24 protein-coding genes and 3 tRNA genes are annotated in these 21,008 nt (G+C 60.6%); 4 read left to right on the forward strand and 23 right to left on the reverse strand.

Annotated features, from left to right (window positions below; genetic code table 11):
- Window positions 1–4: 4 nt before the first annotated feature.
- From J3A71_RS19815 to J3A71_RS19915, 21 genes are all read right to left on the reverse strand, one after another.
- A complete protein-coding gene (locus tag J3A71_RS19815) occupies window positions 5–250 on the reverse strand; it encodes a DUF3310 domain-containing protein (RefSeq protein ID WP_061203040.1) in 246 nt (81 codons plus the stop codon).
- Window positions 251–342: 92 nt separating this feature from the next.
- Entirely contained in the window at window positions 343–939 is a 597-nt protein-coding gene (locus tag J3A71_RS19820; protein WP_281068608.1) for a hypothetical protein, read from the reverse strand.
- 101 nt (window positions 940–1,040) lie between these two features.
- Entirely contained in the window at window positions 1,041–1,250 is a 210-nt protein-coding gene (locus J3A71_RS19825) for a hypothetical protein (RefSeq protein ID WP_010953247.1), read from the reverse strand.
- A gap of 34 nt (window positions 1,251–1,284) precedes the next feature.
- A complete protein-coding gene (locus J3A71_RS19830) occupies window positions 1,285–1,500 on the reverse strand; it encodes a hypothetical protein (protein ID WP_009682626.1) in 216 nt (71 codons plus the stop codon).
- Between the two features lie 13 nt (window positions 1,501–1,513).
- On the reverse strand, window positions 1,514–3,436 hold the full coding sequence (locus tag J3A71_RS19835; RefSeq protein ID WP_245353451.1) for a DNA polymerase: 1,923 nt from the start codon (window positions 3,434–3,436) through the stop codon (window positions 1,514–1,516).
- 140 nt (window positions 3,437–3,576) lie between these two features.
- On the reverse strand, window positions 3,577–3,771 hold the full coding sequence (locus tag J3A71_RS19840) for a hypothetical protein (RefSeq protein WP_028692657.1): 195 nt from the start codon (window positions 3,769–3,771) through the stop codon (window positions 3,577–3,579).
- A complete protein-coding gene (locus J3A71_RS19845; RefSeq protein WP_245353450.1) occupies window positions 3,761–4,318 on the reverse strand; it encodes a hypothetical protein in 558 nt (185 codons plus the stop codon). The genes J3A71_RS19840 and J3A71_RS19845 overlap by 11 nt, the downstream gene beginning before the upstream one ends.
- A gap of 63 nt (window positions 4,319–4,381) precedes the next feature.
- A complete protein-coding gene (locus J3A71_RS19850; protein WP_155952727.1) occupies window positions 4,382–4,549 on the reverse strand; it encodes a hypothetical protein in 168 nt (55 codons plus the stop codon).
- Between the two features lie 59 nt (window positions 4,550–4,608).
- Window positions 4,609–4,884: a hypothetical protein gene (locus J3A71_RS19855; RefSeq protein ID WP_155952728.1), complete on the reverse strand. Its 276-nt coding sequence runs from the start codon at window positions 4,882–4,884 to the stop codon at window positions 4,609–4,611.
- Between the two features lie 8 nt (window positions 4,885–4,892).
- Window positions 4,893–5,087: a hypothetical protein gene (locus J3A71_RS19860; protein WP_028692659.1), complete on the reverse strand. Its 195-nt coding sequence runs from the start codon at window positions 5,085–5,087 to the stop codon at window positions 4,893–4,895.
- 3 nt (window positions 5,088–5,090) lie between these two features.
- The gene (locus J3A71_RS19865) at window positions 5,091–5,540 is read right to left on the reverse strand and encodes a hypothetical protein (protein ID WP_209953145.1); all 450 of its coding nucleotides are present in this window, start codon (window positions 5,538–5,540) and stop codon (window positions 5,091–5,093) included.
- 3 nt (window positions 5,541–5,543) lie between these two features.
- Window positions 5,544–5,771 (reverse strand): hypothetical protein, encoded by a 228-nt coding sequence (locus J3A71_RS19870; RefSeq protein ID WP_209953147.1) that lies wholly within the window; start codon window positions 5,769–5,771, stop codon window positions 5,544–5,546.
- A 14-nt stretch (window positions 5,772–5,785) separates the two neighbouring features.
- Window positions 5,786–7,378: a toprim domain-containing protein gene (locus tag J3A71_RS19875; protein WP_236232162.1), complete on the reverse strand. Its 1,593-nt coding sequence runs from the start codon at window positions 7,376–7,378 to the stop codon at window positions 5,786–5,788.
- A gap of 130 nt (window positions 7,379–7,508) precedes the next feature.
- Window positions 7,509–7,958 carry an N-acetylmuramoyl-L-alanine amidase gene (locus J3A71_RS19880; RefSeq protein WP_209953155.1) on the reverse strand — a complete coding sequence of 150 codons (450 nt, stop codon included), beginning with the start codon at window positions 7,956–7,958 and terminating at the stop codon, window positions 7,509–7,511.
- 2 nt (window positions 7,959–7,960) lie between these two features.
- Window positions 7,961–8,443 (reverse strand): endodeoxyribonuclease, encoded by a 483-nt coding sequence (locus J3A71_RS19885; RefSeq protein ID WP_232014084.1) that lies wholly within the window; start codon window positions 8,441–8,443, stop codon window positions 7,961–7,963.
- Window positions 8,409–9,122, reverse strand: coding sequence for a single-stranded DNA-binding protein (locus tag J3A71_RS19890; RefSeq protein WP_028692663.1), 714 nt, complete (start codon window positions 9,120–9,122; stop codon window positions 8,409–8,411). Before J3A71_RS19890 ends, J3A71_RS19885 begins: the two co-directional genes overlap by 35 nt.
- A gap of 27 nt (window positions 9,123–9,149) precedes the next feature.
- The gene (locus tag J3A71_RS19895) at window positions 9,150–9,326 is read right to left on the reverse strand and encodes a hypothetical protein (RefSeq protein WP_009682639.1); all 177 of its coding nucleotides are present in this window, start codon (window positions 9,324–9,326) and stop codon (window positions 9,150–9,152) included.
- Window positions 9,327–9,848: 522 nt separating this feature from the next.
- Window positions 9,849–12,395: a DNA-directed RNA polymerase gene (locus J3A71_RS19900; protein ID WP_245353449.1), complete on the reverse strand. Its 2,547-nt coding sequence runs from the start codon at window positions 12,393–12,395 to the stop codon at window positions 9,849–9,851.
- Between the two features lie 562 nt (window positions 12,396–12,957).
- Window positions 12,958–13,042, reverse strand: a tRNA-Leu gene (locus J3A71_RS19905).
- Window positions 13,043–13,094: 52 nt separating this feature from the next.
- Window positions 13,095–13,170: transfer RNA gene (locus J3A71_RS19910), tRNA-His, on the reverse strand.
- Between the two features lie 42 nt (window positions 13,171–13,212).
- Window positions 13,213–13,289, reverse strand: a tRNA-Arg gene (locus tag J3A71_RS19915).
- 270 nt (window positions 13,290–13,559) lie between these two features.
- On the opposite strand from J3A71_RS19915, the gene folD reads away from it, so the two are divergent.
- Window positions 13,560–14,414, forward strand: a complete 855-nt coding sequence (folD, locus tag J3A71_RS19920) for a bifunctional methylenetetrahydrofolate dehydrogenase/methenyltetrahydrofolate cyclohydrolase FolD (protein WP_016485882.1) — start codon at window positions 13,560–13,562, stop codon at window positions 14,412–14,414.
- A gap of 115 nt (window positions 14,415–14,529) precedes the next feature.
- Here the strand turns inward: folD and J3A71_RS19925 are convergent, their stop codons facing one another.
- Together J3A71_RS19925 and J3A71_RS19930 are read right to left on the reverse strand one after the other, a co-directional pair.
- Window positions 14,530–16,218 (reverse strand): EAL domain-containing protein, encoded by a 1,689-nt coding sequence (locus J3A71_RS19925; protein WP_016485881.1) that lies wholly within the window; start codon window positions 16,216–16,218, stop codon window positions 14,530–14,532.
- A gap of 13 nt (window positions 16,219–16,231) precedes the next feature.
- Window positions 16,232–17,797, reverse strand: coding sequence for a PAS domain-containing methyl-accepting chemotaxis protein (locus J3A71_RS19930; RefSeq protein WP_096425866.1), 1,566 nt, complete (start codon window positions 17,795–17,797; stop codon window positions 16,232–16,234).
- 458 nt (window positions 17,798–18,255) lie between these two features.
- On the opposite strand from J3A71_RS19930, the gene J3A71_RS19935 reads away from it, so the two are divergent.
- From J3A71_RS19935 to J3A71_RS19945, 3 genes are read left to right on the forward strand one after another with little or no spacing between them, the layout of a single operon-like run.
- Complete coding sequence (locus J3A71_RS19935) at window positions 18,256–19,569, forward strand: C4-dicarboxylate transporter DctA (protein ID WP_016485879.1); 1,314 nt, start codon at window positions 18,256–18,258, stop codon at window positions 19,567–19,569.
- Between the two features lie 44 nt (window positions 19,570–19,613).
- Window positions 19,614–20,318: a FadR/GntR family transcriptional regulator gene (locus J3A71_RS19940; RefSeq protein ID WP_016485878.1), complete on the forward strand. Its 705-nt coding sequence runs from the start codon at window positions 19,614–19,616 to the stop codon at window positions 20,316–20,318.
- A 16-nt stretch (window positions 20,319–20,334) separates the two neighbouring features.
- Window positions 20,335–21,003 (forward strand): GntR family transcriptional regulator, encoded by a 669-nt coding sequence (locus J3A71_RS19945; protein WP_016485877.1) that lies wholly within the window; start codon window positions 20,335–20,337, stop codon window positions 21,001–21,003.
- Window positions 21,004–21,008 lie beyond the last annotated feature (5 nt).

The raw sequence follows: 21,008 nt of genomic DNA on the forward strand, positions 1-21,008 counted from the left end.
TGCCTTAGAAAGCGCCTAAGGCATTGAGCGCATCGTAGTTTTCGATGCAGTGATCTAGGTAGTGTCGCGCCTTCAACAAATCTTCCTTTTCGTTTTTCGCAGTACACCGGAGAACATACTTGACAACGTTTCCTCGAAAAAACCCTAAATCCCACGCTTTGACGATGTCAAACGGCTGGATTTCGCGAAGGTAGTGCGTGCCCCCCACCTGAGTGAGCTGGGTGGAGGATTCTTTTTGGCTTGGGGACATGAATAGCGGTTTCCATAGGTTGTAAAAAGGGCCACAGCCCTTGCACACATTGGGTTCAGTCGAAGCAAGGTTTGCACAGGACGCGCAGTTCATCACGGGGTCCACAGCTTCACCTTCTGGTTCTTGAAGTCGTAATCCGAGGCACGAAGGATGCGGGCCACACGGGCCTGAATCAGTGCTTCCTCTTCGCAGAGACCGGCCTTGTCGAAGGCAGCCACTACAGTGTCCCAGGTGGGTGACTTGTCTAGGAGCCGCTTGGCAGCCACGGGCCCAATACCTGGGCAGCCGGAGTAGCCGTCCGTGGTGTCGCCCATGAGGGTCTGGTAGAGGTGCCAGTAGTCGGCCTCTTCCTCGGTCACTTCGAAGAACGTGTCTGTGTTGAAGTTGTAGTGGTGGCCGGGGACCGTCTTAAAGTCCTTGTCGATGGACGCGACCACGATTTCCTCACCGAACTTTCGGGCTCGGGTCAGGAGAATGCCGCACACGTCATCGCCTTCCAGGGTGGGCTTGGAGATGGACGGGAAGGTTTCTTGAGCCCAGGCCGTGAGGTGGGAGCGGAGCAACGGCTGGACGGTCTTGCTACGGTTGTGCTTGTAGGTCGGGAGAACGGTCTTGCGCCAGTTCACCTTGTCCGAGAAAACAAGAAGGGCCTCATCGGCCCCTGTCTTGTCTATCAAGTTTTGCACCATCCCGGTGAAGGTGGCTTCGCCATCCTCTTCAAATGCGTGGAGGGTCCAGAGGGCTCGTTCACCCTCCTCATCGCCTCCCCAGCGGATGGCTTTCTGGTTTACTACTGCTGCTTGGACGGATAGGACATCGGCGTCGATGATAACTCTGCGCACTCGCGAATCTCTGTCAGGTCTTCTTGGAAGATGAAGCCGTATTGGCCGAAGAGCTTCACTAAGTCAGCGCCCAGTTCCGCATCAAGCGGACGTGCCGGATACTCCAATGCGTGCTTGGTGCCGTTCACGTCGATGGTGATGGTCCAGGGTTTCAACATGGGAGTGCCTCTCTGACTTAGTGAAGTGATGGGGTCACAGGTAATCGTTTTCCCGTAGCAGGTCAAGGCCGGTGCCGGTGACACGCCACTTGCGACCATACTGGCCGTGACCTTCCAGGGTGCTGAGCAAGCCCAGCGATGCCAGCGATGCTACTGCCTGGGCTTCGAAGCGAGCGAAGTCCGATTGGATTTTGAAAGGGCTCTTGAAGGCTTCGTACAGAACTTCCAGGAGAACAGGGTCTTTAGTCATTTGCGTTTACTCGTTAGTGGGTTTCGGCCCAGTTCAGGCCCATTTTTGATTCACCGGCCAGGGGGCACCGGAAGTTGAAGGCTTCACCTGCTTTCGCCACGCACGCCTCAGCCGCTTCCCGAACGATGGCCGCGATGGCTTCGTTACGGCAGGCGATCTGCACTTCGTCGTGGACCCAGGCGCAGAAGGCGTAGTCGCCATCCCAGCCGTGTTTCAGCCCGCGTGCCTGGAGTTCGTCGTCCAGGAACACAAGCCACTGCTTACAGGCCAGCGCACCGGCCCCTTGCAGGAGGTAGTTGAGTGCCGCGTGGGCGGATTTGACGTGAACGTGGCGACCATCCAGGCCGACCAGGTGGCCGCGCTTGGCGGCTTCTTTCACAGCTTTGACCAGCTTTTTCAGGGCCGGGGTTTTGCGGAGGAAGGTTGCTTTCAGTTTCTTGCCAGCGGCCTTGAGCGCCTCTTCGTCCGGGTTGTCTTGCCCGTTGAAGAACACGTCCAGGAGGTGCTGGTAGTCGAGACCCAGCGCCTTGGCCTTCGCAACCATGCCGAACACAATGGTCCCGACCTTTTCATCACCGGCCCCATAGAGGAAGGCGTAGATGAAGGTCTTCGCACCATCGCGGTACAGCTTGTGCAGCGTGTTGTGGTCGTCACGCTTCTCACTGGTGATGCCCATGGCCTGGACGTTGGCCCAGTGGATGTCCCCGTTGAGGAGGATGTCCACGTACTTGCCACCATCGTAGCGAGCCATGAAGTGAGCCAGGCAGCGCAGCTCCAGGCCCGAGGCATCGGCACCGACCAGAAGCCAGCCGTGAGGCACCGTGAAGAGTTCGCGGCAGTCTTTACCGTAGGGGGAGCCAGATGCCGGCACCTGAGCCACGTTCGGGTAAGCGTGAGTAGCTCGCCCGGTGGCGGCACCGTTGGGGTTCACGGAGCCGTGGATGCGGCCCTGCTTCTCCACCAGCATCCACGCCTGCTTCCCTTCGGCCAGTTGCGAGATGCGCTTGGCGACCAGGAGGTATTCCGTCAGGAGCTTGCACGGCGGGTAGCTCAGCTTGGACATCACTTCGTCGTCCACCTGGGGCTTGCCGCCCTTGGTGAACTTCTCGGGAACCCAGCCGTACAGAGCCGTCAGCCGGTCAGCGATGTGGTCCCGTGAGGACGGGTTGAACTCCACAATCTTGACTTTGGTGTACCGGACGCCCTCGGTGTACTTCTCAAACCAGCCCACTTGGTTGAACGCGGACTGGCCTTTGAGCTTCACACGGCGCTCAGTGTTGCCCCGTGGGTCTTCGATAAAGACTCGCCGGGTTTTCTTGGTGAGCACTTCGCCTGCCGGTGCGTGCCAGAACTTGAAGAACTCTTTCAGCTCGCGCTCCAGGTCGCCCCTGCGCTGCGCCAATTTGGCGTACAGGAGGGCTGCCTTCTCGCGGTTGAAGTGGAACCCGTTGCGCTCCTGGGCGGCCATGAGCCAGGCCACTCGATGTTCCAGGGCCAGGGCCCGTGCCGAGTAGTTCTTGCCAAGGATTCGCTTCCACAGTGCGGAAGTGACCACAACGTCCTGGACGCAGTAGTCGAGCATCTCTTGCGAGAACTCCAGCCACTCCATGCCGTCCACGTAGGCATCGCCCATGCGCGCCTTGAACTCGGTTGCGTACTCGCCTTTCATCAGGCGCAGGCGGTAGCCCCAGGCTTCCAAGGAGTGGGAGCCGAAGAGCTTGCCGGGGAGGACTGCTTTCTTGAGGAGGCCGGTGTCGGTGTCCTTGATGTTCGACCAGATGAGTCGGGTGCAAACAAGGGTGTCGATGACCAGCGCAGGGTTCACGATGAAGCCGGGGTACAGCTTCTGGATGACGGGAATGTCGTACTTGATGACGTTGTGGCCGCCGATGAAGCGGCCTTGGGAATGTTGCTCCTGGAGCCATTTGACTCCCATGGCGATGAGGCCAGGCGGGAATTTCTTAACGTCCCCAGTTGCCGTGTCTTCGATGACAAGGCAATGGATGACGGAGACTGCCTCCAGGAACCCATTCGTTTCGAGGTCGAACAGAAGGGGTTCTTGCATTGGTCCCCCAGTCAGCAGGGGGTCGGCGTATGCCACAGCTCTCGGAAGAGCGTGCCGGTATCGGCCAGGGCATCACAAAAGCCGTGGTACAGGCCCTTGAGGGCTTCGCCCAGGATCATGATGGGAACCAGGGGCAGCGCGATCATGACTCGGGTGAGCGGGTAGCGGTTGAGCCAGAACGGGCGCAGGTCGGATTCAGTGGACACGGATTTGCTCCAGGGTGGTTTCGTCGTGGATGTACTCGGGGTACTTCTCTTGCAGGCGAGATACGCGCTTGAATGAGCGGCGTTCTTCCAGGTCGCTTTCGCAGCGGAGGATTCGGAATGCCTTGTCCCGCACGCCCTCTTCGAAGACCGCGGAAACGTGCAGGGAGTAGCCGTCATACGTGGCGCGGGACAGGTTCAGGTCGAACGAATCGGCCAGCTCTTGCGGGGTCATGAAGTCGGCCAGGATCAACTGGATGGGCAAGCCCTGTACGTCCTGGAGGAAGTCCCAGGCACCGTGCATATCCTTGCGGCCATAGAGGGCGAGGAACGCTGGCTGCTTCACCTTCACGGTGAGTTCGGAGTCCAGCTCGTTGTGGTCAATGCTGCGCATGAACACGTCGATGTCTTTGATCGGTCGGCCCAGGAGGGCGTCCCGGATGGCACCGCCACCGATGACCGGGTGCGAGCCAGGAAACTCCCAGCGCACCAATTCCAGCGCGTCATCGAAGAGCGGCTGGAGGTGGCCCGGAAGCTTCCATTCAGGCAAGGACGAACACAACGATGAAGAGCAAGAAGAGGTAGTAGTTGGCATCACTCATCAGCCCTCCCCTTAAAAGAACGCAATGAGGCCGTGGATGGCCCCAATCGGTGGGAAGGCGATGCCGACAATGCCCAGGAGCAAAGCGTCACCACACTGGTGGAAGGTCCAGACAACGTTGTAAACCCAGCCGAAGCACAGGCAGAAAACGACAAACAGGTAGGTCAGAATCAGAGGCATGGTTTTCTCTCAGGCACAAAAAAAGGCCCGCTTGGGGCCCGTGTGGTGGTGCGTTGGGATCAGTGCTTGGTTTCGGCGCGGTAGCCAGCCACCAGGTACTCCAGAGCGGCGTTGCCGTTTTCATCGTTGCAGACGTACAGGCGCACACCGGCCACCGTTTCGCGGTGGGTGTACACAGCACGGCGCATGTGGCGCGACACTGGCTCAGAAGCCAGCATCTGGCAGCGGGGGGATTCCATTACCGGGACTTCGAGATAGGGAACGCCCTGGACGAACATCCGGCGTCCATCTACCGGGCCCCCGATCATCAGTGCGGGGAATGTAGAGTTGCGCATGGGGCTCCTTACAGCCGGAAGTCTTCCAGCAATGCGTTGAGGTAGTTGCTCAGTTCGTAGCGGTTGGTGAACACGTTGCAGTCACCTTCGTTTGCCAGGCCCAGGATGTTGTCTCGGGCCCGGACGATGACTCCGTTGTCCACACGCTCAAAGCGCAGGGACAGTTCTTTCAGGCGCGGTGGCCGTTGGGCTGGAGTCGTCATGGTTTACCTGCGGGAGCGGAAGCTGGAGAAGCTACTGGTGCGGTAGCTGTAGCTGGCTCGCGGTGCCGAGTAGCTGGCTCGCGACGCAACGTAGGCTGGGCGTGGAGCCACATAGGCCGGACGCGGAGCCACGGTGGTCGCTCGGGTGTTGGTCGTGGTGTTGTTCACGATGGTGGTGTTATGGACAGCCGGGGCCGATGCCGAAGCACTGCCCAAAATGTGCCCCATCATCATGCCGGTGAGCATGGCGTTGGAGTTGTCCTGGAGCACGACAGGGGCTGCGACCACTGGCGCCGCTTGCACGATCGGGGCAGCCTGGACAACTGGAGCGGCAACCACAGGGGCCGGAGCTTCGACTACTGGGGCCTGTACAACGGCTGGGCTGTAGCAGGAGTGGCGCTCACAGGCGGCCAGGGAAAGGACGGCCAGGGCCGCGAAGATCAACTTGCGCATGGTTCAGTCCAGGAGTTTGGAAATACGGGAATGGATCATCGAAGCCCGGTCAGCCAGGGCGTACTGCATATCGGCGTGGTCGTGCAGATCGCAGGCGGTTTGCCGGGCCTGGCGTGCAGCTTCGCTATGGGAGGCTTCGGCCTGGCTCAGCTTGTCCAGGGTGCGCTCCAGGTCGGATACAGCGGACGCGGTGGTCTGCGGGAACACTTTTGCCAGCAGTCGTTTCAACATGGGGGTATCTCCAGTCAGAATTCGGATTCATCTTTAAAGGGTGAGGACGGCTCGGGCGCTTCGGTGAGCGAGAGCAACCCGGTATCGCGGTCGTATGCCAGGTACAGCACTTCCCCGGTCGCTTGGCCGGTGTAGCGGTCCTTGAGGATGCGGAAGGTGGTGGTTTGGCGAACCACGGGGTCTTCGGCCTGCTGGTCACGCTCAAGGCCGAACATGAAGTAGCTCCAGAAGCCGATGGCTCGGGAGCCTTTGAAGTGGCGAATCGTTACCCGCCCGCCTTCCTCATGGGGTTTGCCCTCGGGGGTGGTCAGGTGAGAGATGAACGTGATGATGATTCCCAGCTCGTTCGCCAGGCCCGCCATCTCTTTCATGATCTGCTCAAGCGAGCCCTTCTCATCTGCGGTGTCAGCCATCGCAGTGAGGTGGTCGATGTAGATAAGCTTGATGCCCTCTGAGACAGCCATGTAGCGCACCTTGCGCTTCACAATGTCCCACTCGGTTTCACCAAATGCGTCGTACATGACCAGGTTTTCGCCCAGCGCATCTACGGCTGCATCCAGCTCCTCATCGGTCCAGCCAGCGGTTTCCTTGGGAACGTGGAAGCGTCTCCCGGCGATCTTCCCGGCCACGCGCTTGGCGGTCTCGGTCGGTTTCTGCTCCAGGAAAATGGTGCCTACACGCTCGCCCAGGACTTGGATGTCGTATGCGATTTGCTGCGTGAGGAAGTCGGTCTTGCCCACACCAGTACCAGCGCCCAGCCCGTAGACTTCGCCGTAGCGGCGTCCATAGGTGAGTTGGGTGAGTGGATCAAGGAACCACGGCAAGCCCATGACCAGGGCCTTGCGAATCTCTTCGCGGAGGTCTCGGACGTTCACTACACCATCAGGCCGGTACAGCTTGGCGTTCCAGATGGCGGTGACGATTTCCTGCTCACGGCCCGCTACCAGAAGTTCGTTGGCGTCCTTCATGGATAGCGTGGCGATCTTGCACTTGCCTGGGCTGAATAGCTCTGCGCATTCCTGCGCTGCTTCGCGGCCCGGTTCGTCCATATCGAACATGAGGATGACTTCTTCGAAGCTCTCCAGATATTCGATGTTTCGCTGGATGGCCTTGCGTGCTGCCGGAGCCCCGTTCGGGAGCGACACCACGGGCCACTTGTTGTTTTGCACCTGGGAGACAGACATAGCGTCCAGCTCGCCTTCGGTGACAACAATCTTCTTGCCCCCACTCGCCCAAAGGTTCTGGCCGAAGAGGGTCAACTTTGCACCATCGCCCAGGATGGCGAAGCCTTTATCCTGATCGCGCAGTTTTTGGGCGACCATCACACCACTGTTGTCGAAGTAAGGGGCAACTTGAACTAGCCTGCCACGCACCTCACTTACGAAGTATCCGAACTTGCGGCAAGTCTCCAGGGTAAGTTTGCGCTTCATCAGCGGCTTGAATTCGCCGGAGATTAAACCTTCCATTCGTTTTGTTCGCCCTCCAGTAGTTGGGGTTTCGCCATCACCGTGAACGTAGTGCTCACAGGCGAAGCAATATTGGTGGTTGTCGGTATAGATAGAGTTGGCATCACTTGAACCACAGTTTTCACAGGGCAGGTGGCGCACGAACTCACTCTCTGTTTCATGCTTTCGATTTTTCATGGGCAATAAAGAGGGCCAGCCCGAAGGCCAGCCCTTTCTCAGAGTTGAGTGATAGACGTGGCGGCTGCCATATCCAACTGAGGGCCCACGACTCTTATAAGTTGGCCGCTACCCACGGTTTAACGTCGAAGCTCGGGCAAGCCTTGGCTACTTTCGGGAAGTCCCGGTGGCCTTGGATTGTCGCGCTGGGGTATTTCTCTTTCAGCTCGCCCAGCAGGTGCTTGAGACTTGCAAACTGCTCGGGCGTGAAGTTGTTTTCGGGGACGTTGATGTCCGCGTCGGTGACTCCACCGGCCATGCAAATGCCTACGGAGTTGATGTTATGGCCCTCTACGTGGGCGCCGATTTGATCCAGCTCGCGGCCCTCCTCCACCACGCCATTGCGGCGGATGACAAAGTGATAGCCGATGCACCGCCAACCTTTGGCGCGATGCCAGCGGTTGATGTCAGCAGCCCCGATGTCTTGGGATGGTCGCGTGGCGCTACAGTGAACTACCAGGTAGTCCGTCTCAGCGCGGGGTTTCGTTCCAGCGTTGTATGTCATTATTATTTTTCTTTGCTGAGGCCCTTGATGATCGACAGGGAGGCTTCATTGACCGGCTCGTTAAGCCAGGCATGGGGAACCAACTTGTCGGCATACTGGAAGCCGTTCTTGCTGCACCAATCCGCGTAGGTGGTGGTACTGCGTTTATTTATTTTTGTTTTTGAGTTGGAGAAGACAAAGCGCACGTCAAGTTCAGGGTGCTGCGCTTTGACCAGGAGTTGCTTTTGGCGGTCCTCGGTCAAAAAGCGGCCCTTAGTTTCGACAATGATGCCGTTCGCTAGTGCGAAGTCCGGGGTGTACTTGTGAACTTTCGCAGGTCGGGTATAGGGAACTACCAGACTTTCGAAAGTGAAGCCCATGCCGACAGCCGTTAGTTGGTCTGCGGCACGTTCTTCAAGCCCGGAGCGGAACCCATATTTGAGTCCCACTTTTTCGGCATCCAGAGGCGTCTTAGAAGTCTTCTTCGTAAGTGTTGCTTTCGCCACCTTCTTCCTCTTCTTCGAACTCGTCTTTTTCTTCTTGTTCTTGTTCGGCTACGGATTCAGCGTCGAAACCGCCTTCCTCTTCACCGAAGCCGTATTCGCCAGCGGACTTGTTGCCGCCACTGCGCAGCTCGATGACCTGGACTGCGTTCAGGCGCAGCTTGATACCGGCCAGGGCGGTGCCTGGGATGAAGTAAGGGGCCACTTCAAAGCTCACCTTGCCTTCGGTGCCGCCCCAGATGTCCGGGACTTTCAGCATTGGCTTGCCCTTGGCATCGAACAGGGCTGGCTTGCGGGTCCAGACGGAGCCGTCTTTCTTCGACTTGCCCGAGGCGGCCATTTTGATGTTGAAGAACAGGCGGCCAGTCGGCTCCTCGGTCTCCTTGTCGTACTCCTCGGTGAAGAGCGGCTGCACGGTTACGTCTTTCAGCTTCTTGCGGGCTTCGATCTTGAGCTTCTTGAACTCTTCACGGCCATTCTCGATGGCGGCTTCGTGCAGCGGTTCCAGCTTCGCCAGGAGAGGCGCCGCCTCTTCTTGGGTCAGGATCAGGGTGACTTTGTACTCACCGTCCGGCTTCGGGTACTCATCGGTGCCGAAGTCAGGTTTGGTCAGTGCCGGGTAGCGGAAAATGCCACGCGGCGAGGTCATGGTTACGTTCTTTGGGCGTTTCTGATAGGACATTTTGGGGACTCGTTTTGTGTGTGCGTGTTAGCGGCTGTGGCGCGCTTCCAGGGACGGAAGGTCAAAGCCTTGTTCAATCAACTCAGCGGCGAGGGCCATAGAGATGGAGCGACCCATGCCCCAAAGCGCGATAGCGCGGCCCAGGGCGGAGTCGTAGTTCTCGGGTTCGTTGCGTTGGTTGTCTGCGGTGCCGAAGCGATTCATTGCGGTTCTCTCAATACGGCCACGGGGTTGTGGCCTGGGTTGTCCGTTGGGGTTGCCTACGGGGCCCAGGCGCACGTTTCCCGTCCCTCTGCACCGGCACGGTGGAGGCTCTATGGCAAAGGTCAGGGGGAGTTGCGGGTGGTCCGTAGAGGTGATGCGAAGGTGTTGCTGGTTCATCCGAGGCGTTGCGGCACTGGCACGGTGGAGGCTCTATGGCTGCTGCTGCGGATGAATGGGGAATTGGGGGTGGTCTCAGGATCGGCTCATAAATGAGCGGATGGCGCACTGGCACGGTGGAGGCTCGGGCGGAGACTGGGGTGTTGCGGCTTGGTTATCCGAATGTGGTCCCTCGGGCCCAGCTCAGAAATGAGCGGGGGGGCCGCACTGGCACGGTGGAGGCTCTGGCGGAGGGATGCGGCTCGGTTATCCGAATGTGGCCCCACGGGAATCACCGGGGGCCATTCAGAATCGTTCACTCATGGAAACGTTGCCTTTATGGTTTATTTCCATGAATGAGAACGATCAGGCAAAGCAAAAGCGCGACTCTGCTACGGCTGCCAGGCTCAGGCTGCCGCGTTTCGGGAGTTCTGCGAGCTTGGCCCGCGCCTTGTCGCTCAGTTGTGCGGCCAGCTCATCCCGGAAGCGCTCCAATACGGCGGTCTCTTCGTACATTTCAATGAACGCCTTGCGGACAGTCATGAAGAAAAGCTCGGTCTCCCCTGCGGTGGTGCCGAAGCTGTCATGGATCATCGCGAAGCTCTTCAAGCCGGACTCCACGCCACGCACAACGGTGAGCATGAGGTGGGCCGCATCGCAGCTATGGACGAAGTTGGGGCTGATCCCCTGCGACTGCTTGCGCTTGTCCAGGGCGTCTTGCTCTTCGTTCATCAGGAGGCGCACACGGGCCCCGTTGATGGCCGTTTTGACGCGGCGAGCTACCACGGAGTTGTACGCCTGCATCACCGGGAAGCCCACGGCAGTGGTCCAGCACACCGGCAGCTCTTCTTTTGCGGCCAGGGTTGCAGCGTCCTGGAGCCACTTCATGGCCTCACCAGCTTTCACCAGAACCTGGTTCACGGCTTCCCAAATGGCCTTCGCCATCCAGCCAGCGGCCCGGAAGCCATCCCCGGTGAACGGGAAGTGGCGGGCGTCCACGTTGCCTTCGGCATCGGTGGCTTTCTTGCGTGCCGGGTCCAGGATGTCCTCCATTACCTGATCCTTGAAGCCGTACTCCTTGGAGCCGTAGGCCAGGGTCATCACGGAGCGCTTCGTCACCTTGCGGTTGATGCCAAAGCGGGTCCATTGCTGGGCCAGGTTCTTCGTGCCCTCCTGGACGTATGCCTTGCCATCAGCGTCATGTTTCAGGACGTCCTCAGTGCCGTGCTTGGCATCGTGAATGGCCCGCTCGATGACCTTTTTGGCTACCAGGCCGTACACGTCTGCGGGGAGGTCGCTAGGGACCAGGTTCACGGCTGCGCCACCGACCTCATCCCGGAGCATCGCGGAGAAGTGCTGGATGCCGGAGCATGAGCCGTCCATAGCAATCGGGAGCTTCGACACAAAGCGGTCGCCGTGCTCGCAGTAGCCCTTCCACTCCAGGCAGAACGCCAGGAACTGCCATGGTTTGTCGATGGCCTGCGCGCCTACGTGGTCGGCCCAGCCGCGTGCCTGGAACGGGTCAGCAGCAATCGCCAGGATTTCCGCTTGGTGACCGTGGACCCACTTCACGCGGTCCTCCAGGCTGGCCTTGTCGTACCCGGCCACGTTCGCCCCGTGGATTGCCAGCCACTTGGCCCCATGCTCGCCCAGCGGCTTGCCGTAGGCGAATCGGAGCAAGCCCTTCGTGTGGTCCGCGCCTTGGGGGTTCAGGTGCGGCACCGCGTAGATGCGGCCACGGAAGTCCAGTTGGTACGGGAAGTAAATCTTGCGGAACGGGGAGTAGCGGTTAGCGATGTCCAGGGACATGGAGACGTTGATGCGCGCGCCCTGAATCTCCAGGTTGTCCGAATGGGCCTTGAACGCGGCTTTACGCCAGGCAGCGCGGGCCACCTCGTTGGTGTCGATGTCGAACGGTTTGACTGGCTGGGGGATGCCTTCACGGGGTGGGAGGCCGCACCAGGTGGCGCCCTGCTCCCACAGCGTGGTCATGATGTTCAGGATTGGCGTGTTGATCTGCCACGCGGTGGCCTGGATGGCGTTGAGCGCGGTGTAGACCATCGGCATATCGACGTTGCCCAGCTCTTCCAAGTATGCCCGGTTGCGGGTCTTCACCATGCGCAGCGGCTTGAGGCTGGACGACAGGTAGCCCCCATCGGTCGGTGAGGTCCAGTTGCGTGGCGGGACAACCATCGGCTCATACACGGGGCGCAGCATGGCCGTGACGTTGTTCTTGCGGGCGATCCACTCCAGGGTGGACTCCAGCGGCTTCACGTACTTCAGTGCCTTCTCCGTGCCTTCGCCGTTGGTGGCAATGTGGATCAGCCCCACGGAGTTCATCAGCAGCTCCAGGAGCTTGGTCCCTACGTGGATGCGGTCGTTGTTGCTCCAGTTGCTCCAGGTGTCCAGCGCAGAGGCCACACGGGTGGCGTAGATGTGCTTGTGGCGCTGGCTGGACCGTTTGTTGGCCCGCTCTACCAGTTGGTCGTACTTCTTGCGCTCCTTGTCGCGGATGCCGGACAGGCGCATTTCGTCTTCCACGGACTGAGCGATGGAGACGGACACATGCTGGAGCGTGCGGGGCTGCGAGATGCCAGCCAGGGTGTGCTTGAGGGTCAGGTAGGCCAGGACATCCGCATCGTAGCCACGGAGGAGCTTGTATGCGCTGCCCCAGCGGGACGACACACCGGCCTCAGACTCATCCATCCACGCCTTGATGGCCTCAGCGAGCGCCTTCATGCGGCCGGAGACGATGATGGAGCCGTACTCGGTGCCATCCTCAGCGCCCATCCTCCGGGCGGCCTCTACGTTGCGCTGGAAACGGCTCACACCGCGCTGGGTCATCTCCTCTTCCAGACGGACTTGGGTGGCGATGAGGTCTTCACCATCCAGGCGGCCAACTAGAGGAGTCATAGAGGTAGTCATAAAGGGAATCTCTTAGTAATCATCATTAAGTAATCATTTCTAAGGATGTCTTTAAGGATGTCTCTAAGGGTCATCTCAGAGGGCATCGCTAAGGAATCCAATTGTGGGTCCGCGACTCTGGATGTGGTCTCCCACAGCGCCCTGGCGCGGCCCCGGATGCCCCCCAAACGGGAATGTCTCGTCAATGAGTCAGTCTCATTCGAGAGAACCATCAGGCGTAGCTACCCCCTCCAGGCAAAAACTGGCAGCCATAATGTGGTCCCATGACTTCACGCGGGCAGCACTCTCCCGCACTGGATTTTCCCCGGTCAAAAGGGGCCAGTGTCAGCCGGTAAAGTCCGACGAACGGTCAGTTAGGGATTCAGTGGATGAGGGGCTCAGAAGAGGTCAAAAAGGGCCTTTGTGTCCCAAAAGTGTCCCTTTTGCTCTCTTTGCTGAGAAGGCGATTATAGGTGAAAAGGTATCATTCGTGCAAGTGATAGGCGAAAAAAATCCCCGAACCCTTGAGCCGTGTGGCTTTCAGGAATTCGGGGAGATTTTTTCTAATTCGTGGTGCGGACGAAGAGACTCGAACTCTTACAGCTTGCGCCGCTGGAACCTAAATCCAGTGTGTCTACCAATTTCACCACGTCCGCGTAACGCTTAAAACAAAGGCGCCAGAAGCTATCGAGGCGCCTTTGAAGAATATGGGGTGGACGATGGGAATCGAACCCACGACAACTGGAATCACAATCCAGCGCTCTACCAACTGAGCTACGCCCACCATATTGCATTACAACTTTACTTGCTTGCCCAAGCTGCCTAATGGCGCACCCGGCAGGACTCGAACCTGCGACCATCCGCTTAGAAGGCGGATGCTCTATCCAGCTGAGCTACGGGCGCTTAAGCTTGAAGCCTAACCGAACAAGTCATTAACAGGTAACTGCTAAACCACTCATTCTGCCCGACTTAGCCAACCAGTGCTAGGCTGTGCCCGACAAGTGCGGCGAATCTTATAGGCGACCCCGAAAGTCGTCAACACCTTTTTCAAAAAAATTTAAATTATTTAAGGGGTTAGGGGATTTGCCCGACCACCCGCCTTTGCCCTTGGCGCGTGTCGTGCGAGAATACGCGTTCTTTATTGTTTCCTTCTCGATGGTTAATCACGCGTCTATGACTGCACACCTAATCGATGGCAAGGCGATCGCCGCCAGCCTGCGCAAGCAGATCGCTCAACGTGTCGTGGAGCGTCGCCAGCAAGGCCTGCGTACGCCGGGCCTGGCAGTGATCCTGGTCGGCACCGACCCCGCCTCGCAAGTCTATGTCTCGCACAAGCGCAAGGACTGCGAAGAGGTCGGTTTCATTTCGCAGGCATTCGACCTGCCCAGCGACACTTCGCAGCAGGCCCTGACCGAGCTGATCGATCGCCTCAACGACGACCCGGCCGTAGATGGCATCCTGCTGCAACTGCCGCTGCCGGAGCACCTGGACGCCTCGCTGCTGCTCGAGCGCATTCGCCCGGACAAGGACGTGGACGGCTTCCACCCGTACAACGTAGGCCGCCTGGCCCAACGCATCCCGCTGCTGCGCCCATGCACACCGAAAGGCATCATGACCCTGCTGGAAAGCACTGGTCAGGACCTGTACGGCATGGATGCGGTCATCGTCGGCGCCTCCAACATCGTGGGTCGCCCGATGGCCATGGAGCTGCTGCTGGCCGGCTGCACCGTGACCGTCTGCCACCGCTTCACCAAGGACCTGGCCGGCCATGTCGGGCGTGCCGACCTGGTGGTTGTGGCTGCCGGCAAGCCGGGCCTGGTCAAGGGGGAGTGGGTCAAGGAAGGCGCCATCGTCATTGACGTGGGCATCAACCGCCAGGAAGACGGCAAGCTGGTGGGCGACGTGGTCTACGAGACCGCCCTGCCGCGCGCTGGCTGGATCACCCCGGTGCCGGGTGGCGTCGGGCCGATGACCCGGGCCTGCCTGCTGGAAAACACGCTGTATGCGGCGGAAGAGCTGCATAAGTAACAGTACGTGATGTGAAAACGGCACCTCTGGCAGATGCCGTTTTTTTTGCCCATAAGCAATGCGCTGGCAGCACGCTGGCAGGCCTGAGTCTTTACCACCCTCCGCGGGTGGCCGCTCAGGGCTGGCGCCACTGCACCGGCTGCCGGTAGGCCTGCGCCCAGGCTTGCACTTCGCCGGCCGGCATCGGCCTGGCAATGCAATAACCTTGCGCCAGCTCGCAGCCCAGGCCCATCAGCACCCTGCCGTGCTCCACACTCTCCAGCCCTTCGGCTACCACCTCGCGACCGAAGGCTCGCGCCAGGCCGATGACGGCGGCGGTCAGCGCAAGGTCGTCCTGGTCGTGCAGGATGTCGCGCACGAACGACTGATCGATCTTGATCGTCTGGGTGGGCAAGCGTTTCAGGTAACTCAACGACGAATAGCCGGTGCCGAAATCGTCCAGCGAAAAGCGCACGCCCAGTGCACGACAGGCATCCAGGCAGCGGCTGACGTGCTGCAGGTTGTCGATGGCCACTGACTCGACGATTTCCAGGTCAAGCCGGGACGGGTTCACCTCCGGGTACTCTGCCAACAGCTGCTGCAGCCGCTCGGTAAAGTCACTGCGCTGTAAATGCCGCGCCGCAATATTCACACTCAATGACCAAGGCTGCCCCTGCCGCCCCCAGGCCTGCAACTGACTCAGCGCCTGGCCGATCACCCACTCGCCGATTTCAACGATCAGGTCGGTCTGCTCAACCCAAGGCAAAAAGTCGCCGGGCGGCACCACGCCCCGGCCAGGCCGCTGCCAGCGCAGCAAGCCCTCGAAGCCCAGCACCTGACCACTGCGCAGGTTCACCTTGGGCTGGTAATACAGGCACAGCTCGCGGTCGGTCAGTGCCCGTCGCACCCGCGCCACCGTCTGGTGGGTAGCCTTGAGCTCCTGCTCCTGCGATACGTCGAACAGGTGATAGCGGTTGCGCCCGCGCTGCTTGGCCAGATACATGGCCTGGTCGGCGTGGCGTACCAGCGTATCGGCATCTTCGTCATCCTGCGGGTACAGGGTCACGCCAATACTGGCGCTGAGCGACAGCGTGTGTTCACGTACCACACAGGGCGCCGCCAATGCCCGCAACACCCGCCTCAGGGCTGCATGCAGCTGGCGCTCATCATCAACATGGCGCAGGATCAGCACAAACTCGTCACCCGACAACCGGGCCACGGCATCACCCCCTCGCAGGATACCCTTCAAGCGCTGCGCCACTTCCACCAGCAGCAGGTCGCCCACGGCATGCCCGTAACCGTCGTTGACCGCCTTGAAGCCATCCAGGTCGAGCATGCACACCGCCAGCGAGATGTCTTCGCGGCGTGAGTAGGCCAAGGCCTGGTTCAGCAGGTCGGAGAGGTAGGCACGGTTGGGCAGGCCCGTCAGCACATCGTGACCCACCCGCCACTGCAAGGTATGCAGCAACTGGCGCTTCTCGGTGACGTCAAAGCGGATCGACACATACTTGCGCACCTGGCCAGTCAGCGGATCGACCAGTGGCACCATTGTGCTGTCGACCCAATACAGCGAACCGTCTCTGGACCGGTTGCAGATCTCCCCCTTCCACACCCGCCCGGCGGCGAGGGCGCGCCACATGCCGACAAAGAACGCCGGCTCGTGCAGGCCGGAGTTGAGGATGCGGTGGTTGGCGCCCAGCAGCTCCTCACGGCTGTAGCCCGAGATGCTGCAGAACTGCTGGTTGACGTAGGTGATGTTCCCACGCAGGTCGGTTTCGGAAAAGATCGCGGCCGCATCTACGGCCGCGCGATAGTTATCATCCATAAAGCATCCTGCCTTAGCGGTTGAAGCGCTCCACCAGGGCGCGCAATCCGGCGCACACCTGTTCCAGTTCGGCGCCGCGCGAGGCGGCGGCGTTGGCGCTGTGAGCGCTATGCTGGGCAATTCCGGCTACGCCGTTGATCTGCCGCGAAACGTCTTCTGCCACCGCCGACTGCTGCTGCGAGGCGGTCGCCATCTGCTGGCTCATGTCACTGATACGCTGCACCGCGTCACGAATGCCATGCAATGCCTGCTGGGCTTCCTGGACCTGAGCAACACCTTGCTCGGCGCCAATGATGCCTTGGCTGGCAATGGCCACGGCCTCCTCGGCGCCAGTGCGCAAGGTGTCGATGATGGCCTGGATGTGCAGTGTTGACTGGCGGGTCTTGTCAGCCAGTGCACGTACCTCGTCGGCAACCACGGCGAAACCACGGCCTTGTTCGCCTGCACGCGCAGCTTCAATGGCTGCGTTGAGGGCCAGCAGGTTGGTCTGTTCGGCAATACCGCGGATCATCCCGGCAGCTTCGGCGATGGCACCGGTCTGACCGGCCAGGTGGCTGACCGCCTGGTTGATCTGGGTTACGGTGCTGGCCAAGGTGCGAATCGCCGCGCCACTGGCATCGGCCACCTGGCTACCCTGTTCGGCCAACTGGTGCGCAGTGCGGGCTTCGACAGCAGTCAAGTGCACGTGGTTGGCCACTTCACCGATGGAGGCCGCCATCTGGTTCATCGCTGTGGCACTCAGATCGGTTTCTGCGCGCTGCTCCAGCGACGCCGCCTCAGTGCTGCGTGACAACTGCCCGGCATCGTGGGCCGCCACGGCCATTTGCCCGGCCAGGTCGCTCAACCGCGTCAACGCGGTTTTCAGGCGCGCTTCTTCGCTGATCAGCATCAGTTGCAGTTGCCCGGCAGCGCCAGGCAGGTCGCTGTAGGTCAAGGCCGCGACCGGGTCGGCGAACGTACCTTCGGCACCCTCGACCACCTGTTGCATCCGGCGTCCGATGGCGTTGTGCGCCCACAGCCCGTAGGCCAGGAACAACCCCACGGTCAGCCCCTGCCCCACCAGGCCAGGCCACAGCTGGTTGGCGCCCAGCGCCAGCAGCCCGCCGGCCAGTGGCAAGGCCAAGGCCTGCACCAGCATGCTCAGCCGGCGCGGTACCGACAGTGCCGCCTGGCCGGCACGCATCCGCGCATACAGGGCCTCGGCGCGTGCCACCTGCTCACGCGTGGGGCACACCCTTACCGACTCATAGCCCACCACCCGCCCACCTTCGAGGATCGGCGTGACATAGGCGTTGACCCAGTAGTAGTCGCCGTTGCGGCAGCGATTCTTGACGATACCCATCCAGCTCTTGCCAGCCTTCAGGTAGCGCCACATCAGTTCGTACACCGCCGGCGGCATGTCCGGGTGGCGCACCAGGTTGTGCGGGCTGCCGATCAGTTCAGCGTCGCTGTAGCCGCTGATGGCGGCGAATTCGGGGTTGCAATAGGTGATCAGGCTGGCGGTATCGGTAGCGGAAATGAGCCGCTGATCAGAGGGAAAACGTTGCTCGACCGGGGTTACCGGCAAGTTGAGACGCACAGTGAGACTCCATTCATGGGGGGTGCCAGGCGGCTGCTACCGAGCGTTTTGCGGGATAAATAATCCCGCAAACACCTGCTTGGTGACTGCCCAGTCAGGCGCGGATTCTACGAGCCCCAACACATAAAGCAAATAAACCTTACGGATCATGGCGTTATCTATTATTCAAGGCTCTCGGCTGGGCTTGGCAAGCTGATTGCAAAGCCCTTGAGGCGCTGGTCAAGCCCTGCACAATTTCGTACGAGCCACCTGCATGGCGCGCACCGAACTAGAGCCTGGCAAGCCAGAGTGCCCCATAACTGGTCAGACCGGTAAGGCCAAAAACCCTTGCAATGTCGGATTTTTCGCGCTTTTATGGCTTCGCGCTGAACAAACCGGTAAGACCACAATAATTAAGTCCTGCGCTCTTTCGCCCCGTGCGGCTACCGAAGCAAGGACACCGATCAGAGACTCCCCCCATGCTCAAATGGTGCTCGCGTTCGATATTCCTGCAAGTCGTGCTCGGCCTTGCCCTCGGCATCGCCTGCGGTCTCAGTTTTCCCGACCTTTCCCTGCAACTCAAACCCCTCGGCGACGGGTTCATCAAGCTGATCAAGATGCTCATCGGCCTGATCGTGTTCTGTGTGGTGGTGAGCGGCATCTCGGGCGCGGGCGACCTGAAAAAGGTCGGACGCATCGGCCTGAAGTCGGTGATCTACTTTGAAGTGCTGACCACTCTGGCGCTGGTGATCGGTCTGGTGTTCGCTTTCAGCAGTGGCATCGGCAGCGGTGCCAACATCCACCTGGACCAGTTATCCAGCGCCGATGCCAATGGCCTGGCCGAGCGCGGCCAGCACATCCATGGCGCCACGGCGTTCTTCATGGACCTGATCCCCACCTCCGTGGTAGGTGCCTTCGCCGACAACAACATTCTTCAGGTACTGCTGTTCTCGGTGCTGTTCGGTAGTGCACTGAACCTGGTAGGTGACTCGGCCGCCGGTATCTCGCGGCTGATCAACGAGCTGAGCCATGTGATCTTCCGCATCATGGGCATGATCGTACGCCTGGCCCCCATCGGCGTATTCGGCGCCATCGCCTTTACCACCAGCAAGTACGGCCTGGAATCGCTGCAACACCTGGGCGGCTTGGTGGCATTGTTCTACCTGACCTGCGCCGGCTTCGTGCTGATTGTGCTGGGTACGGTGATGCGCCTGTCGGGGCTGAAACTGCTGCCGTTGATCAAGTACCTGCGAGAGGAGCTGACCATCGTCCTTGGTACCGCGTCTTCCGACGCTGTGCTGCCCCAGATCATGCGCAAGCTGGAGCACCTTGGCATTGGCAGTTCCACGGTCGGCCTGGTGATCCCCACCGGCTACTCGTTCAACCTCGACGGTTTCTCCATCTACCTGACCTTGGCCATCGTGTTCATCGCCAACGCGACCGGCACGCCGCTGGAAATGACCGACCTGCTGACCATCCTGCTGGTGTCGCTGGTGACTTCCAAGGGGGCTCATGGCATCCCAGGCTCGGCACTGGTGATCCTCGCCGCCACCCTGACTGCCGTGCCGGCAATCCCGGTGGTAGGCCTGGTGCTGGTGCTGGCGGTGGACTGGTTCATGGGCATCGGCCGGGCGCTGACCAACCTGATTGGCAACTGCGTGGCCACCGTGGCCATCGCCCGCTGGGAAAAGGATATTGACCTGGAACGCGCGCAGAACGTGCTCGACGGCAAGCTCGGCTTTACCCCAACCCCGCGCAAACAGCCCAATACGCACCATCAACAGGAATTTTGACCGAAAGTGGCCGGCGATGACGCCGGCCCTTGCAGGAGCGAACCGTGATCAGCTCATCGACCGTCGTCAACTCAGTGGTGGAAAAACTGCGCCAGGCCCTGGCCCGGGGCCAATGGCGCACCGGCGACATGCTGCCGGGCCAGCGCGAGCTGGCCGAACAGCTGGGCATCAGCCGGCCCAGCCTGCGCGAAGCGGTGACCGTACTGGAAACCTTGGGCCTGGTGCGCTCGCTGCCGGGCAAGGGCGTCCTGGTGCTGGATGCCGACGCCGTCACTCAGGAACAGGGCATGGACACCGGTGCTGCGGCCAGCCTGGCCGATGTGCTGGAGCTGCGCTACACCCTCGAGCCTTTCATCGTCGGGCTGGTGGCGCAGTCGGCCAATAGCCAGGACGTCGGCCAGTTGCGCCTCACCTTGATGGACATGCGTGAAGCGCTGGAGGCCGATGACAGCGAAGCCGGGGTAAAAGCCTACATCGCTTTCCATGAGGCGCTGTTCACCCTGACCACCAACCCGATCTTCCAGAGCGTGGTGCAACAGACCGGTAATGCCTTGAAGCAAAGTGCCGACATGCTGCGCAATTCGCCCGAACACCTGGCAGCACGGCTCAAGGAAAACGAAGCCGTGGTACGCGCCATTCGCGAACGCAACAGTGCCCAGGCCAGCGCCCAGATGCGCCAGCACATTCTGGCCGAAGGCCAACGCATGGGCATCCCGCTGAACATCCCGGACGAACACCCGCGCCCATGACCCCAGGAGAGCGACCATGAATGCCGCCCCCCACCTGCCAGCCCTGCTGGCTGCTGGCGAAACCCGTCTGTCGGCCGAGCAAATCTACCCTCGGCTGTTCGACGCCATTCTCGAACAGCGCCTGCCACCGGGCGCCCTGTTGCCCGAGCAGGCGCTGGGCCATGCCTTTGGCGTCAGCCGCACCGTGATACGCCGTGTGCTTGGGCGCCTGTCCGACCAGCAGGTGGTGGTGCAGCGGCCCAGCCACACCGCGCACCTGGCGGCGCCCGACCCGGACCAGGCGCGCCAGGTACTCAGTGCCAGACGCCTGGCCGAAACCACGCTGATCACCTTGGCCGCCCAACGCGCTCGGCCGGCGCAGGTGCGCCAGCTGCGGCAACTGGTGGAACGCGAACGCCAGCACCATGAAAGCGGCGAACGGTGCGCGGCAATCCGCCTGGGCGGCGAGTTTCACCTCAAACTGGCGCAGGTGGCAGCCAATGCGCCACTGGCGCGGTTTCTCAACGGCCTGGTTCCAATGACCTCGCTAATCATTGCCCGCTACGAATCGCCGTGCTGCGACCACTGCGCCTGGCAAGAACATGCGGCGATCATCGATGCCGTGGAGCAAGGCGATGCCGAGGCGGCGCTTGGGCTGATGCACAAGCACCTGGACCGCCTGGAACAAAAGCTCGACCTGAACTAGCCGCT

This window comes from Pseudomonas sp. PvP089, from assembly GCF_017875165.1.
GTDB classification, from domain to species: Bacteria; Pseudomonadota; Gammaproteobacteria; order Pseudomonadales; family Pseudomonadaceae; genus Aquipseudomonas; species Aquipseudomonas fortuita.